The organism is Staphylococcus sp. 191 (genome assembly GCF_011174885.1).
GTDB lineage: Bacteria > Bacillota > Bacilli > Staphylococcales > Staphylococcaceae > Staphylococcus > Staphylococcus coagulans.
The window spans coordinates 48441-64788 of record NZ_PNRJ01000005.1; the positions used below are offsets into that span (position 1 = coordinate 48441).

Consider the following 16348-nt stretch of genomic DNA (forward strand, 5'->3'; position numbering starts at 1 on the left):
CGTTAGAAAGTGTGATTGCTATCCCTTTTGAATGAATAAAATGAATTAATTTACATTAAGACGTACTTCTTTTATTTTTACGATCTTGATATTTAAATATAAAACTGATTAACGGTGCAATCAGAAAGAGTATGAAGAATATACGGAAAATATGATAGCTTGAAATCATAGCGACATCTCCACCGGTATCTAATGCGACTAATACAATTTGACTCATTCCCCCAGGTGCTGCACTTAAAAACAGATTATTAATCGACGCTGGATTAAATAAATGAATCAAAATGACCATTAAAAGTGTACCAAATATAAGTAAAATATTTTGATACGCAATTGCGACTGCAATTCTGCCTTTAAGTTGCCCAGTTAAATGCGCAATTTGAATACCTACACGAATCATATAGATAATTTGAGCTCCTGCAATAATTGGCGCATCAAGCGTAAAAGTCCGTTCAGTTACCATATTCCAAACTATAAGCACTAAAATAGGTGCAAGTAACATTTTTGTTGGAAAGTGAATCCACTTCATCAGAATATAAACAACACAAATACCTAATCCAATGATTAAAATATCCTTGAATGTTAAAACTTCAGTTAACAGGTGCATTTGTTGCATTTCTTTTTGACTACCGTTTGCATCTTTAAAGAAATATGAGATAAACGGAACTAAAATAACAACAAATATAATACGTGACGTTTGTGTCAGGCTGACAACAAGTATATCTGTGCGCTTGTTTTCTTCGGCCATCACAAGCATCTGGCTTAATGCACCTGGTATGACACTTAATAAAGCTGTTTCTCTATTGACCTTTGCAATTTTTCTAAAGCCTATAGAAACAATAAGAGACAAAACAAGTAACAAGACGCTCACTAATATAATTGAAAACCAATCATTTTTAATATCATCGATTACAGTTTTTGTAAAAGATGTCCCAATTTGAACGCCCAACATGATAAGTCCAAATTCGCTTAGCCATTGTGGCCAATTCACTTCTAACTTCAAAACTTTAATCACAAATAAACTGGCAAGTATCGGTCCAAACATCCATGGCAACATTAAATGGAGTCGTAATAATATAAGACCAAAAATGATTGAGAGTCCAAGTACAATGAAATTATTAATGTGGTGTTTTCGTATCATGGTCCCTCCTATCATTTAAAGCACTTTTGTTTTTAACGATCATAAACAATAAAACTGGCATTTTATTGTTTATAGTACTTATAGTTATAAAAATTAATCACATATTTATTCAGTTGCTTTTGTAATTCGCTCTAAAGCTGTATCAAATGCTTTTAAAGTTTGTTGAATATCATCTTTTGTATGCGCTGTTGATAAAAACATACCTTCAAATTGTGATGGAGGTAAAAAGATACCTTGTTCTGCAAGCTCACGATAAAGAACGCGGAATAATTCAAGGTCTGAAGCATTTGCTTCCTTAAAATTCGTAACAGGGCCTTCATTTAAGAAAAATCCTATCATTGAACCTGCTCTGTTAACAGTTAATGGAATACTATAGCGATTAAAGATTTCTTTAAGTCCCTCTTCTAACATATCACCTAATTGATTAAAGTAGTCATAACTTTCTGGTGTCAATTGACTTAATGTCATGTAACCACTTGTCATTGCTAGAGGGTTTCCTGAGAGTGTCCCTGCTTGGTAAATATCACCACTTGGCGCGATATGATCCATAATCTCTTTACGACCACCAAATGCACCAACAGGTAAGCCGCCACCAATAACCTTACCTAAACATGTTAAATCAGGTATTACATCAAAATAACCTTGTGCACAATTGTATCCTACTCGAAAGCCTGTCATGACTTCATCAAAAATAAGTAATGCATCATTTTCTTGTGTAATGTCACGTAAACCTTGTAAGAAATCATTAATAGGCGGCACTACGCCCATATTACCTGATACAGGTTCTACGATAACTGCTGCAATATCATCACCATATTGTTCAAAAGCATAACGAACCGCATCTAGATCATTATAAGGAACGGTAATTGTATTTTTAGCTGTCCCTTCAGGCACCCCAGGAGAATCGGGCAAGCCTAGTGTTGCTACACCAGATCCTGCTTTGATTAACAGAGAATCACTATGACCATGATAATTACCCTCAAACTTGATAATTTTATTTTTACCTGTATATCCGCGGGCAAGTCGCAATGTATCTAACGTTGCTTCGGTACCAGAAGAAACCATGCGAACCTTTTCAATTGATGGTACACGTTCAATCACAAGTTCAGCAAGACGATTTTCTTCCAATGTCGAAGCGCCGAAACTTGTTCCACGGTCAACGACTTTGTGAATTTCTTCAATAACTTTCGGGTCGCGATGTCCTAAAATTAATGGGCCCCAACTTAAAACGTAATCAATATATTCGTTTCCGTCTATATCATAGATACGGCTTCCTTCGCCGTGATCCATAAAAATAGCGGGTGTATCTACAGATTTAAAAGCACGAACTGGACTATTCACACCGCCTGGCATGAGTTTTTCTGCTTTTTCAAAAGCTTTAATTGATTCACTATAACGCATGACGTGACCTCCTTTTATTCCTTATCTAAATATTGACAGATATCTTTAGCGAAATAAGTGATAATCATATCAGCACCTGCACGCTTCATAGAAATCATTTGTTCCATAACGACTTTTTCTTCATCAATCCAACCATTTAAAGCTGCTGCTTTTGTCATACTATACTCACCACTTACATTGTACGCCACAATTGGAACATTACTATGATTTCTAACATCTCGAATAATATCTAAATAGCTGAGTGCAGGTTTAACAATCATCATATCGGCACCTTCTTTAAGGTCAGATTCCAATTCTCGAAGTGCTTCTAGGCGGTTTGCAGGATCCATTTGATATGTCTTTCTATCTCCAAAAGAAGGTGCTGATTCTGCAGCATCTCTAAATGGACCGAAAAAGCTAGATGCGTATTTAATGCCATAACTCATAATTGGTATATTTTGGTATCCGGCTTTATCGAGCCCTTCACGTATAGCAATAACAAAGCCATCCATCATATTGCTTGGTGCAATTATATCAGCACCCGCTTCCACTTGAGAAATCGCAGTTTTTACTAATAAAGGTAAAGTTTTATCATTATCTACATCGTGTGTATGAGGGTCAATTAAACCGCAGTGGCCATGATCCGTATACTCACATAGACAAGTATCTGCGAGTATTAATAAGTCTTTATACATTGATTTAGCAATTCGTGTCGCTTTTTGTATCACACCATCTTCAACGTAAGCCCCTGTACCACAGCTATCTTTTTCATTAGGAATACCGAAAAACATGATTGCACGAATTCCAAAATCATATGCAGCTTGAATTTCTTCATGTAATAAATTCAAACTAATTTGATAAACGCCGGGTAAAGATTTAATTTCTGTTTTAACATCATCTTTTTCGACAACAAAAATAGGATAAATTAAATCTTCTTTTCTTAGATGTGTTTCTCTTACCATATCACGCATTGTACGTGATGATCTTAAACGTCTATGTCTATCAAATTCCATTATAAAACCCTCATTTCTATTATTTTATCCACCATTGATTCTAAAGTTTGAATTTGAGCAGTGCAACAATTGTTGCCATAGCTTTTGATTGCATTAGCGGTTTGTTTGCCTATAGCAAAGTAGTGACCAAAATGACGAGGTTGGTACTGCTGAAAAAAAGCATTTGCAGCTGAAGCGCTTGCAAACGTCACTGCATCAACAGCATTTTGATGAATACGATTATAAGCTTCATCAATATTTTGTTGTACTGGATGTGGTTGATAAAGATCAATTTTATGAACTTGACAACCTCTCATTTCAAGCGTTTGTTGTAACAACGGTCGTGCTAACTTGCTGGACGGCAAAAGGATTTGTAGTCCACTGACTACCGGGAATTCTTTTAAAAAGCCCTCTTGAGAATAGTCAGATGGATAAAAGTGGACATCTAAATGATTAGATTCACAAAATGCCTTCGTTTTTTGCCCAATGACTGCAAGATGGCGATAATTTAGTTGCTCCATATAAGGTAAAAAGTATCGAACAGCATTTTGAGAAGTCAAAATGAGCCAGTCGTAGTGCGTATCTAACAAGTGCGTATCAAAAGATAAAGTTTGCATCTCTACAAATGGCAAATGTTGAATTTCAACTCGTTCATCTACATACGGCTTTGTTTGTGTCATCACTACGACTGGCTTCATTTTATACACCTTCTTTATTCTTCGTTTAATGCTGCTATAATTTGATCTGCACCTTGGGCTTTTAATGTTTGACTCACTTTATTTCCCAATCCAACAGGTTGATCCCCTATTTCAGTGTGCTCAAAGCGTTGTGTACCATCTGGAGACATGATTAAACCTGTAAAATGGATACGTTGTTTGTCATCTTTATACGCATAGCCACCAATTGGGACTTGGCAACTTCCATTCATTTCCTTCAAGAATGTACGTTCTGCAGCAACACAGTCAGCCACATCTTGATTATGTACCTTAGCAAGTAATGCCAATAATTCATAATCGTCTGATCGACACTCAATACCCAGTGCACCTTGACCAATCGCTGGAACAAGTTGTCCGTTATCAAGGTAAGACGTGACGATATCGTCAGACCAACCCATTCGTTTTAAACCTGCTGCAGCTAAAATAATCGCATCATAATCCTCTGAATGGAGCTTCTTTAATCGCGTATCGATATTGCCTCTTATCCATTTAATCTCGAGTTTTGGGTATTTCGCTAAAATTTGTGCACCACGTCGCAGTGAACTAGTACCAATAATACTACCATCAGGCAACTCATTGAGTGGCACATGATTTTTAGCGATATAAGCATCAAAAGGATTCTCTCGATCCGGGATACACCCTAATGTAAGACCTTCAGGTAATTCACTAGGCACATCCTTTAACGAGTGTATCGCAAAGTCGATTTGATGATTAAATAATTCATTTTGAATTTCTTTTACAAATAAGCCTTTGCCACCTACTTTTGATAACTGTCTATCGACTATTTGATCGCCTTTAGTTACAATTTCTTTAATTTCAATATCCAAATCAGGCTCAATTGCTTTTAAACGATCGATAAACTGTTGACTTTGGGTAAGCGCAAGTTGGCTTCTTCTTGAACCGACAATTAGTTTACGCATTGAGTTTTCCTCCAATAAAAATTCGTTACACACCTGTCCATTGATGGAACGTTGATAATTGAGTGACGACAATCAAGTTAAACATACAGCCTAAAAATAACATAATATTCAACTGAATTAAAAAGTATTGCTTAAATCGATGTGTGAGTCGTAAAGCAATAAATATAGAATAAGCCACAAAAATAATTAATGATGAGATAACTTTCAAATCGGCGAAAATATGGAAACCGATTGAATTCATTCCCCATAATATTCCTAATAACAAGCTTATAAACATAATGATTGTGCCAACAAGAGAACTGTAAAATACAATTTTTTCAAGTGTTCCGATACTACTTATTCGAAAATAATTTTGATTAAAACGCTTTTGTTTTAAATTACGATATTGAATCAAATAGATGATTGCATTTACAAATGCAACTGCAAAGATCACATAGCTTAGTAAAGCGAGTGATATATGGAAAACAAGGAGCTCATTCATGACTGTGAGTCGCGTTCCGCCCATTTTAAATTGTTGTGGATGAAACGTATGAATGGTCATAAAGATAAAACCAATTACATTTAAAAATGCAATCATAAAGTCAGATTGTCGCATCACTGACATAATGAAAGTAATTGTCAGTATTAACCACGTTAAAACATAAAAACTCTCTACTAGAGATGTTAACGGCAGTTGTTTTTGCCATGTAATAAACATAGTTAAAGAGACTGTTTGACAAAACCAAACAATCCCTAATGCATAAAAACCAATATTTTGCACACGATAATTTTTTTGGAACACGTCTATAATTAAACAAACCATGCTCACTAAATAAATCAATAATATTATTTCATGAAACCGTATAAAAAAGGTCTCTTCCATAGCATCACCGCTTGTTAAGTTTCAAAATTAAGTAATCTCTCTCTTAAAAGTGTTCTTTTTTTCTCAATGGCTTGAGATTTATAATCCGCTTCAACTTCTAAATCAAAAATTTCTTTAAATAATTGAAGCTTAGCATCGGCGTTTCGATCGTCACTTATTTCTTTGGCTTGCTTGATTGGGTCTTTCAACATTTGATTAATAATACTTTTCGTATGTTTAGAAACAACTTTACGATCACGTTCAGACATATTAGGTAACTTACGGTCTATGCTATCCATCGTCTCTTGTTGAATTAACATTGCTTTTTCTCGTAAAGCACGAATAACAGGAACAACGCCTAACATTCTCACCCATTCATTATGTTTTTCAATTTCAGACGGTATACGCGCTAAGATTTGGTCTGCTGCTTTACGACGTTCACGTAAATTTGCATCAACGAGACCTTTTAAATCATCAACATCGTAAATAAACAACTCTGTATCATTTGCTTCAAATGGTTCGATATCTCTCGGAACTGCAATATCAATGAGTACTTTTTGAGCTGTTTTCGCCACAGCCTGACACATTTCTAACATGTCTTGCGTAATAATAAATTGTTCAGAACTTGTAGAACTGATTACGATATCTGATTTCACGAGAAAATCACCTAACGCATCCCATTCAGCATAATGAACCCCGTATTGATCCGCTAATGATTTTGCGCGTGATAATGTACGATTAATTATCGTAATCTCACTTACACCAGCACCTTTTAAATTGAGCAATGACAATTCCGCCATTTCACCAGCGCCAATCACTAACGCATGCTTTTTATTAAGTTTACCGAACATCTTTTTCGCAAGTTCCACAGCACCGTAAGATACACTAATTGTGTTGTCAGCGATATCTGTTTCATGGTGTGCCTTTTTACTAAAAGTAATCGCTTGCTTAAACAACTCATTAAATATAGTGCCCGTAGTTCCTGCTTTTTGAGCTGTAAAGAAAGCATCTCTCATTTGACCAAGTATCTGAGTTTCTCCTAGGACAATTGAATCTAACCCAGAAGCAACTTTAAATAGATGTTCAATAGCATCATTTTCTGTTTTAACTTCAGAAATGGCTTTTATCTCATCTACCTCAAAATTAAATTGTCTCGCCAAAAATCTTTGAATGTAATAACGGCCCGTATGAATTTGATCGACTACAGCATAGACTTCAGTACGGTTACAAGTTGATAAGATCACGTTCTCTAATATAGACTTTGTTTCAAATAGTGATTCGTGGACGCTAAGCATATTTTCTTCTTTAAATGCTAGCTTCTCACGACATGTAACATCAGCTGTTCGATGATTTACACTTACTGCTATTAAATACATGTTTATGCCCCCATATAATCTACAATAACTACATTATAACACAGATTAGATTCATTCTAATTAAAAAAAGAAACTTTAATTTGATGATTTAAAGATTTATTGAAGCACGAATGACTTAGGGTTAGAAAAGAAAGATAAAATGGCTTCGTTATAAAACCTCATCTTATGCTGTCCTTACGTATATTGACATGCTTTAATAAAATAACATATGTACTTCGAAGTCGTCTTTATGCTTCTAAAAATTCTTGGATTGTAGACCAAATCAAATCTTGCTTCTTTTTCTCAATTGAAGAATAACTAATAATTTGATCCCCTTTTTCCAACTTTAGTTTTTCTTTAATGATTTTAATATGCTTTTGGACTTTCCCTTTTGGAATTTTATCTTCTTTTGTCGCAATGATTAATGTTGGGATGTCATAGTACTTTAAAAAATCATACATGAGCACATCATCTTCAGTCGGCGGATGACGAAGGTCAACAAGTTGTATCACTAGTTTTAACTGTTCTCGTGTTGTGATATAAGTTTCAATCATTTTACCAAATGCTTCACGCTGTTTTTTACTTACTTTGGCATACCCATAACCTGGCACATCAACAAAAATTAATTGTTCATCAATATTGAAAAAGTTGAGTGTTTGTGTTTTACCTGGCTGTTGTGAAGTTCTAGCCATATTTTTGCGTCCAATCATGCTATTGATAAATGTCGATTTACCAACGTTAGAGCGCCCGCTTAGTGCCACTTCGGGCAAACCGAGATCGGGATATTGTTCTGGCTTTACTGCACTTATTAATAAATCGACATGGTTTGGATTAATTTTCATTTTAATTTCACCTCTTTTATTTTTATTATAAAAAAAGCTGAGACATAATCCATTTGATTATGAGACTCAGCTTTGCAACAATAAACAAAAACATGCGCAAACTTAAAAAAGAAATAAATTTCGGAACAACCTTTTATCCCATTATTCTTTTAAATTTACCCTTGGCTTATGCAGAAGTTTTTGTCACGTTAACGAGATTACCTTCAGAATCATAGAGTTCTGGCTCAGTTTCATTAACAATTGTTTCTTTAGTAATAACAACTTTCACGACATCTTCAGTCGAAGGAATATCGTACATGATATCTATCAATGCTTCTTCAATAATAGAGCGTAGACCACGTGCACCTGTTTTACGTTCTATTGCTTTTTCACTTATTGCTGCTAATGCTTCGTCAGTAAACTCTAAAGAGACACCATCTAATTCAAGCATTTTTGTATACTGCTTAACAAGTGCATTTTTAGGTTGCGTTAAAATATTTTTAAGCGCTTCGACATCTAATGTTTCAAGGTTTGCAACAATAGGTACACGACCAATAAACTCAGGAATTAAGCCATACGTTTGTAAATCTTCTGGTCGAATTTGTTCGAGTAAACTCGCTTCATCATAATTTGAAACTTCGTTACTTGCGAAACCGATAACTTTTTCACCTAGGCGGCGTTTAATGACTTCGTTAATACCATCAAATGCACCACCTAAAATAAAGAGAATATTTGTTGTGTCAATTTGAATAAACTCTTGGTTCGGATGCTTACGTCCACCTTGTGGCGGTACACTTGCAGTTGTACCTTCTAAGATTTTGAGCAATGCCTGTTGGACACCTTCGCCAGAAACGTCACGTGTAATAGACGTATTCTCAGATTTACGTGCGATTTTATCAATTTCATCGACATAGATAATACCTTTTTCGGCTTTATCAATATCGAAATCAGCTGCTTGTATTAAACGTAACAGAATATTTTCAACATCTTCACCTACGTATCCAGCTTCTGTCAAACTTGTGGCATCAGCAATAGCAAACGGTACATTTAATGTACGTGCCAATGTTTGTGCCAATAATGTTTTACCACTACCTGTAGGCCCAATTAAAGCGACATTACTTTTTTGTAATTCTACGTCATCATCTTTAGGTCCTAACTGTTGAACACGTTTATAATGATTATAAACTGCGACTGCTAAAGATTTTTTAGCTTTTTCTTGGCCGATGACATAATTATTCAATTGCTCCATGATTTCTTTTGGTGTGGGTAGTTCTGTTAATTCTTCTGTTTCTTGTTGACTTAATTCTTCTTCAACGATTTCAGAGCAGAGTTCGATACATTCATTACAAATATAGACACCGCTCCCTGCAACTAACTTTTTAACTTGATCCTGATCTTTACCACAGAAAGAACATTTTAAGTTTTCTTCATCTTCATTGAATTTAAACATACTTTATTACACCCCTGTTCTTTAACGACTATACTAGAATGCATTCTATTACGCAAATATAGTTTCTTTCAAGTTATTTGCATTACGTTGCATCATTGGACTAGTCATTAACTTCTTAGCCTTAACTGTAATGTATTTTGTAAATAGCAAGAAACCATTAACAAGTGATGCTTACTACTTTATTATATACAATTCCCTTAGTTCTTTCATATCAATTGAAATTCTAATCGCTGATTCTATATTAACTATGCATCTCATCGAATTTGAAATAGCCAATAAACGAAAATGAGAGTGGGATTATAGAAAACTTTGAGTTCAAGAATTCAATATCCCACCCCCTCAAGGGTCAATTTATTACAGTTGCGCTAGTCAACATTGAGTGAATGTTCGATCTAACCATCGTATCACTCAACATCCTTTAATTAAGCTTCTTCGCTCGCTTCGTTATCTTCGTTTTTTGCTTCAACTAATTTCGCTTCATCAACTAATAAATCAATTACTTTTTTCACACGTACATCATTTTTAACGATGTCAGTATTACCTAAAGTGTTTTTGATATCTTCTACTGAAATGTTGAATTGTTCACTCATATTTTGTAACTCTTTATCAACATCTTCTTCAGAAACTTCGATATTTTCAGCTTCAGCGATTGCTGCTAAAGTTAAGTTAGTTTTTACACGTTGTTCTGCGTCGTCTTTCATTTGACCACGTAAGTCTTCTTCAGATTGACCAGAAATTTGGAAATAAGTTTCTAGGTTAAGACCTTGTTGTTGTAAACGTTGCGCAAATTCTTGAACCATACGATCTTCTTCTGTTTTAATCATTGCTTCAGGAATATCAACTGTAGCATTGTCAGTTGCTAATGTAATTGCTTCTTCCTTTTGTAAGTTTTCAGCATCAGTTTGTTTTTGTTCAGTTAATTGCTTACGTAAGTTTTCTTTGTATTGTTCAACGTTATCAGCTTCAGAATCAAGTTCATTTGCTAATTCATCGTCTAACTCAGGAACTTCTTTTGTTTTGATTTCATTAATTTTTGTTTTAAATGTAGCTGGTTTACCCGCTAATTCTTCTGCGTGATATTCTTCAGGGAATGTCACTTCAACTTCTTTTTCTTCTCCAACTTTCAAACCAACAAGTTGTTCTTCGAAACCTGGGATAAACATACCTGAACCGATTTCTAAGTCGTAGCCATCAGCTTGGCCACCTTCGAATTGTTCACCATCTACATAACCATCAAAGTCTAAGTTAACTGTATCGCCTTCTTCAACTTGACCGTCTTCTTTAATAACCATATCAGCCATAGCTTCTAAGCGTTGTTCAATAGTTTGTTCAAGCTCTTCGTCAGTTAATTCAGTTGCTTGTTTTGTGATTTCTAATCCTTTGTAATCACCTAATTGTACTTCAGGTTCTACTGTTACAGTAGCAACAAAAGTAAATGGTTTACCTTTTTCAATTTGTGTTACTTCAATTTCAGGTTGATCAACTGGATTGATATCTGCTTCTACTACAGCCTCACTGTAAGCTTTTGGTAATAAGATATCTACTGCATCTTGATAAAGTGCTTCTACACCAAAACGTTGTTCGAAAATTTGGCGTGGTACTTTACCTTTACGGAAACCAGGTACATTGATTTGCTTAACTACTTTTTTGAACGCTTGATCTAACGCTTTATCTACTTCTTCTGCAGGTACAGTTACTTGTAGTAACCCTTGATTACCTTCTTTTTTTTCCCAAGTTGCTGTCATGTATAAAAACCTCCATGATTTTTCATTTTTAAAATTTTTCAACTTCTTTATTATAGCATAGGTTGTCAGTGTTTGAAATAATGATACCTATGTATTTAATGATTTTATCAAGTTAAATATTCCAGTTATCGCGCCTTCTGTTTCATATTCGAAACCCATTAGCGCTTTAAAATAGTTCATATAGCCCTCAACCCATGTATCTAAGGATGCCTTTTCCAAAATATCAAACGGATATAACGCGATATTATGCGTATGAAGGTGAACATAGGCCTCATGAACAAAGGATGGCATTTCTGATTCTAAACGATGTATAATGCGTGGTAAAAGTTCGGTTTTGAATGTCGTTTGTTCAATGCCACTGAGTTCACTTGGCTTTATTTCTAAATTGCAAAATGGCTTTTCCACTTGGACGCATTGATTGTAACGAGCAAAACGTAAATATTCAAGCATTAAACTTTGTATATTCATTTGCAAGATTTCATTTTGCAAGAGATAGGCAATCGTTGACCGAAATTGATATGCGCTATCATCGATTAAACTTAAAAGTAGCTGTGTTTGTTCACTTTGATCCAAATAAGTAAAATTTTGTAAACGGTGTGCCATATAATCTTGTCGTTCGTCTAATTTGGATTGTGCTTGATCTTTGATCGGTAGCAAAATTAGTCTTGTCTCATGTTCGCGTACTTCATCAATCACTTGTGTAATCATCTCGACCACTGAATGATAATGTCCTAATGCAAATAAACTTTTAATGTAATAAACCATCAACGTGTCATAAGGCTGAAAACCTTGCACCATTAAAATGTTAGATTCTTCTTTTAGCTCTAAGTAAGACCCTAGATGCCAAAGCACTTCACACTTCATTAAAGCAAGCTCTGGCGTCAACTCAAAATGGCGTTCATATGCATTAAAGGCATCATAGGCACGTTCGTATTGTGCTTGCTTCATTGCCTCATTGATATCCTTCATAAGTTTGTTCTTCATTTTTGGAAAAGGAATAATGTCAGACATTGCATTCACCTATTTCATTTTTTCTAAAATCAGTGCACTCCACGATTCAAATATAGATAAATCTTGAATGTTCTCTAGTGATTGCCATTCTATTTTTAAAGTGTCTGTTTCTTGCACTTCTACTTCTTCTTGCTTTACATTCACTTTAAAAACAACACCTAAATGTACACGGCCAACTTCATTATTATCATCATTAATAAAACCGATAAAGTTAAGCGCCTTACTATCATCAACGGTTAAACCAACTTCTTCTTCAAGCTCACGGCTCGCATTGATTTTAATGACTTCCTCGATATTCTGAGCATTAGGAACATCGTTCATATGTCCACCAACACCAATTGAAGCACTCCCATGTAAACGTGCTTCTCCGCCGCCTTCTAATCTTTCATAAACTAAAATTTCACCGTTTTCATTTTCTAATAAACAATAACTAATTAATTGCTTGAATGAAGGATCTTCTTCCATATCACCGCGTCTTTTTACTTCATAATCGGCTAGCGTTTGATAAATAGACTGACCTTTGTTATCCATACGAGGTAGAAAACCGTTAAAGGCATTTTCTTCATTATTAAATAGTCGCATACGTGGCACAACAGTAATTTGCTCATCAAATTTTGACATGGTTAACTCCTTTATGTTTTTTATATATCGTAACAAAATTTATAAAAAATGGTAAAGCCTTAAATAAAAAGACTCTCTTCAAAGTGGTTACTTAAGCAGTATCTACTTTGAAGAGAGTTTGCGATTTAGACGCTAACGCTTCTAAATATAATTATTTTAAAGCTGCTTTAGCTTGGTTGACTAATTCAGCAAATGCTTTTTCGTCAGAAATTGCGATTTCTGATAACATTTTACGGTTAATATCGATACCCGCTTGTTTTAAACCGTTCATTAAACGAGAGTAACTCATATCATGTTGACGTGCAGCAGCATTGATACGTGTAATCCATAATTTACGGAAATCACGTTTTCTTTGACGACGGTCACGGAATGCATATTGACCTGATTTCATAACTTGTTGTTTTGCAACTTTATATAATGTGCTTTTCGCACCGAAGTAACCTTTAGCTAATTTGATTGTCTTTTTACGACGCGCTCTTGTTACCGTTCCACCTTTAACACGTGGCATAATAAATTCCTCCTTTTGTCTCTAGGGTATGCTCTGTCATACCTCATCTCAATCTTTTATTCTTTATTAAATATTATTTTACGTATGTTAATAATTGTTTAACGCGTTTTGCATCACTTTTTGAAACTAAAGAAGCTTTACGCAATTTACGTTTTTGCTTTGTAGATTTGTTTGCGAATAAGTGAGACGTATAAGCTCTAGAACGTTTAAGTTGACCAGATCCTGTTCTTTTTACACGTTTCGCAGCTCCGCGGTGGGTTTTCATTTTAGGCATGATGTTTTCCTCCTATAATCACTTTTTATTTTTCATTAATTGGGGCTAACATAAGGAACATTTGGCGACCTTCCATTTTAGGCTTTTGCTCTATTGTAGCAAGGTCTTTACACGCTTCAGCATATTTTTCCAAAACGCGTTGGCCAATTTCTTTATGTGTAATTGCACGCCCTCTGAAACGAATTGAAACTTTAACTTTATCACCTTTAGTTAAAAATTTGCGTCCGTTTTTAAGCTTCGTATTGAAATCATGATCTTCAATAGTCGGGCTAAGACGTATTTCTTTAACATTGATGACTTTTTGTTTCTTTTTCATTTCTTTTTCTTTTTTTTGTTGCTCAAATTTGTATTTACCGTAATCCATAATACGAGCAACAGGTGGCTTAGCGTTTGGAGCGACAATTACGACATCTAAACCAAGTCGGTCTGCCATCTCCAATGCTTCATTTTTAGATTTTACACCAATTTGGTCACCATTTTGACCGATGACACGTAATTCTTTTGCGCGAATCTTTTCATTAACTTGCGTTTGATCCTTAGCTATGGTTGACACCTCCAAAAAATTTACGAATGGTCCAAGCACGAAAAAAAGCGAGGGTGCGTTACCCCCGCTCTTCACGTTAACATGAACATACTTCACATGTTTAATCGTTAACCTGCCAACAGCTTTTTGCGTCGCCACAGGTGAGAAGCGGGAAGCTTCTACTTGGTCCGTTTCGTATTCAACAGATACAATCATACCAACGTATTAAACTTTAGTCAATGCTTTTTTGGAAGTTTTTTTCAATTGTTTCAACATTTTTATCTAAGTTAACTTCTTTTACTGGAATCAGTTTCGTTTTATATTTCAGTTTATGATAAAAGAAAAAGATTAAAAATACTGGAATACCCATATACGTAATTAAGAAACGATTGAGATCAAAACCGCCACCTTGGATTAAATCAACGTCCTGTCCAATAATGACAATGGTGCAAAGCACACCAGCAAGAATTGGGCCAAATGGGTATAACTTCGCTTTATATTTTAATTGATCAATATCATAGTTTTGTGCGTGAAAAGCTTTTCTAAACCGATAATGACTGATTGCAATACCGACCCATGCAATAAAACCTGTTAAACCACTGGCAGCAACGATATATTCATAAGCGTTACCGCTAAGATGTTGAACTGTAAAGATTAAAATAACGATAGCAGCAGTAGAAAGCATAGAAATTATTGGCGTCCCATTCTTGTTCGTTTTACTAAACACTTTTGAAGCTAAACCATCTTTCCCCATTGAATAGAGCATACGCGTACTTGCATACATACCGGAATTTCCTGCAGATAATACTGATGTTAAAATGACAGCATTCATAAATGAAGCAGCGAAGGCTAAACCAGCATTTTTGAACACAAGCGTAAACGGTGAAGTTGCAATATCATCTCCACCACCCATAAGTGCTGGAGAGTTATAAGGGATTAACATACCGATAATGAAAATGGCAAAAATGTAAAATAATAATATTCTCCAAAAAACTTGTTTAACCGCTTTTGGTACTGCACGTTCTGGATTTTCAGATTCACCTGCTGTAATCCCAATTAATTCTGTCCCTTGGAAAGAGAAACCTGCAATTAAAAATACACCAAAAATAGCGAGCAAGCTTCCGCCTACACCATTACCTAATAATGGCGCATCACCTTGAGTAAATGTGTCAAACCCAACGGCTTTACCGCCCATAATACCAAAGATAGTCAGTACACCTACGATAATGAAAACAATGACAGTTGCGACTTTAATAAATGCAAACCAATACTCACTTTCGCCATAAACTCGCACAGACAAAGCATTAAGTCCAAATATAATGACCATAAAAATGCAGCTCCATGTCCACGCAGGTAAAAATTGTAAAGGCGCCCAGTACTGAATGACTTGTGCAGCAATAGTGACATCAGCAGCAACAGTGATAACCCAGTTGAACCAATAGTTCCATCCTAAAGCAAAGCCTAAAGAAGGATCAACAAATCGTGTTGCATAGGTACTAAATGATCCTGAAACTGGTAAATACGTCGCCATTTCTCCAAGTGAAGTCATCAAGAAAAACACCATAATCCCAATAATGGAATAACCGAGCAAAGCCCCTAAAGGCCCTGCATCATGAATGGCGCCACCAGATGTCATAAACAAACCCGTCCCAATCGCTCCACCTATAGCAATCATAGAAATATGTCGATCTTTCAAATGACGCTGAACTGTATTTTGATTTTCAATTTTTTCGTTACTCATTTTCCTAATCCTTTCCCAATTGCTTAGAGGTTTAGACAAATCTTATGTCGCTAGATGAATTACGCAAATTAAAACGACCTTAATAGAAACGAAAACAGAGATTGCATCAAAAACTGGACGCAACCTCTGTTAATTTTATATTAATAGGTAGCGCATCACTGTTGTGACAGTCTAGTTCCTTTCGAATACTAGCCCAACAAGAAGTGTTGATGACCACTTCTCATTTCGGCGACTTTCCCTTTCATCTTATGGTGTCAGTATCATCAATACAAACCAAGGATTACTCTTTAAAATCGCGCCTCTAACTCAATC

At 35.3% G+C, this 16348-nt stretch carries 16 protein-coding genes, 1 riboswitch and 1 other annotated feature; all 16 genes read right to left on the reverse strand.

The features are described from left to right. Positions 1 to 55: 55 nt before the first annotated feature. Positions 56 to 1138 carry an AbrB family transcriptional regulator gene (locus C1H58_RS05325; protein WP_165545561.1) on the reverse strand — a complete coding sequence of 361 codons (1083 nt, stop codon included), beginning with the start codon at positions 1136 to 1138 and terminating at the stop codon, positions 56 to 58. Positions 1139 to 1243: 105 nt separating this feature from the next. Beyond that, positions 1244 to 2539 (reverse strand): glutamate-1-semialdehyde 2,1-aminomutase, encoded by a 1296-nt coding sequence (gene hemL, locus C1H58_RS05330; protein ID WP_165545562.1) that lies wholly within the window; start codon positions 2537 to 2539, stop codon positions 1244 to 1246. Positions 2540 to 2553: 14 nt separating this feature from the next. Beyond that, a complete protein-coding gene (gene hemB, locus C1H58_RS05335; protein ID WP_165545563.1) occupies positions 2554 to 3531 on the reverse strand; it encodes a porphobilinogen synthase in 978 nt (325 codons plus the stop codon). Next, on the reverse strand, positions 3531 to 4208 hold the full coding sequence (locus C1H58_RS05340) for a uroporphyrinogen-III synthase (RefSeq protein WP_165545564.1): 678 nt from the start codon (positions 4206 to 4208) through the stop codon (positions 3531 to 3533). Before C1H58_RS05340 ends, hemB begins: the two co-directional genes overlap by 1 nt. Positions 4209 to 4222: 14 nt before the next feature. Continuing rightward, complete coding sequence (gene hemC / locus C1H58_RS05345) at positions 4223 to 5146, reverse strand: hydroxymethylbilane synthase (RefSeq protein ID WP_165545565.1); 924 nt, start codon at positions 5144 to 5146, stop codon at positions 4223 to 4225. 25 nt (positions 5147 to 5171) lie between these two features. Beyond that, a complete protein-coding gene (locus tag C1H58_RS05350; RefSeq protein WP_050330715.1) occupies positions 5172 to 6008 on the reverse strand; it encodes a cytochrome C assembly family protein in 837 nt (278 codons plus the stop codon). 14 nt (positions 6009 to 6022) lie between these two features. Beyond that, positions 6023 to 7363 (reverse strand): glutamyl-tRNA reductase, encoded by a 1341-nt coding sequence (hemA, locus tag C1H58_RS05355; protein ID WP_165545566.1) that lies wholly within the window; start codon positions 7361 to 7363, stop codon positions 6023 to 6025. Positions 7364 to 7590: 227 nt separating this feature from the next. After that, the gene (yihA, locus tag C1H58_RS05360; protein WP_165545567.1) at positions 7591 to 8184 is read right to left on the reverse strand and encodes a ribosome biogenesis GTP-binding protein YihA/YsxC; all 594 of its coding nucleotides are present in this window, start codon (positions 8182 to 8184) and stop codon (positions 7591 to 7593) included. Between the two features lie 166 nt (positions 8185 to 8350). Then, a complete protein-coding gene (clpX, locus tag C1H58_RS05365; protein WP_050345531.1) occupies positions 8351 to 9613 on the reverse strand; it encodes an ATP-dependent Clp protease ATP-binding subunit ClpX in 1263 nt (420 codons plus the stop codon). 422 nt (positions 9614 to 10035) lie between these two features. After that, entirely contained in the window at positions 10036 to 11358 is a 1323-nt protein-coding gene (tig, locus tag C1H58_RS05370) for a trigger factor (protein ID WP_165545568.1), read from the reverse strand. Positions 11359 to 11445: 87 nt separating this feature from the next. After that, entirely contained in the window at positions 11446 to 12342 is an 897-nt protein-coding gene (locus C1H58_RS05375; protein WP_242681002.1) for a hypothetical protein, read from the reverse strand. A gap of 36 nt (positions 12343 to 12378) precedes the next feature. Next, positions 12379 to 12990 carry an NUDIX domain-containing protein gene (locus C1H58_RS05380; protein WP_165545570.1) on the reverse strand — a complete coding sequence of 204 codons (612 nt, stop codon included), beginning with the start codon at positions 12988 to 12990 and terminating at the stop codon, positions 12379 to 12381. A 151-nt stretch (positions 12991 to 13141) separates the two neighbouring features. Next, a complete protein-coding gene (gene rplT / locus C1H58_RS05385; protein WP_016425302.1) occupies positions 13142 to 13498 on the reverse strand; it encodes a 50S ribosomal protein L20 in 357 nt (118 codons plus the stop codon). Positions 13499 to 13571: 73 nt separating this feature from the next. Further along, the gene (rpmI, locus tag C1H58_RS05390; RefSeq protein WP_016425303.1) at positions 13572 to 13772 is read right to left on the reverse strand and encodes a 50S ribosomal protein L35; all 201 of its coding nucleotides are present in this window, start codon (positions 13770 to 13772) and stop codon (positions 13572 to 13574) included. Positions 13773 to 13797: 25 nt separating this feature from the next. After that, positions 13798 to 14325, reverse strand: a complete 528-nt coding sequence (gene infC / locus C1H58_RS05395) for a translation initiation factor IF-3 (RefSeq protein ID WP_081635164.1) — start codon at positions 14323 to 14325, stop codon at positions 13798 to 13800. Positions 14326 to 14349: 24 nt separating this feature from the next. Continuing rightward, positions 14350 to 14486 (reverse strand) — a sequence feature (ribosomal protein L20 leader region). Between the two features lie 41 nt (positions 14487 to 14527). Then, the gene (locus C1H58_RS05400) at positions 14528 to 16036 is read right to left on the reverse strand and encodes an amino acid permease (RefSeq protein ID WP_165545571.1); all 1509 of its coding nucleotides are present in this window, start codon (positions 16034 to 16036) and stop codon (positions 14528 to 14530) included. A 140-nt stretch (positions 16037 to 16176) separates the two neighbouring features. Next, positions 16177 to 16348, reverse strand: a riboswitch (Lysine riboswitch).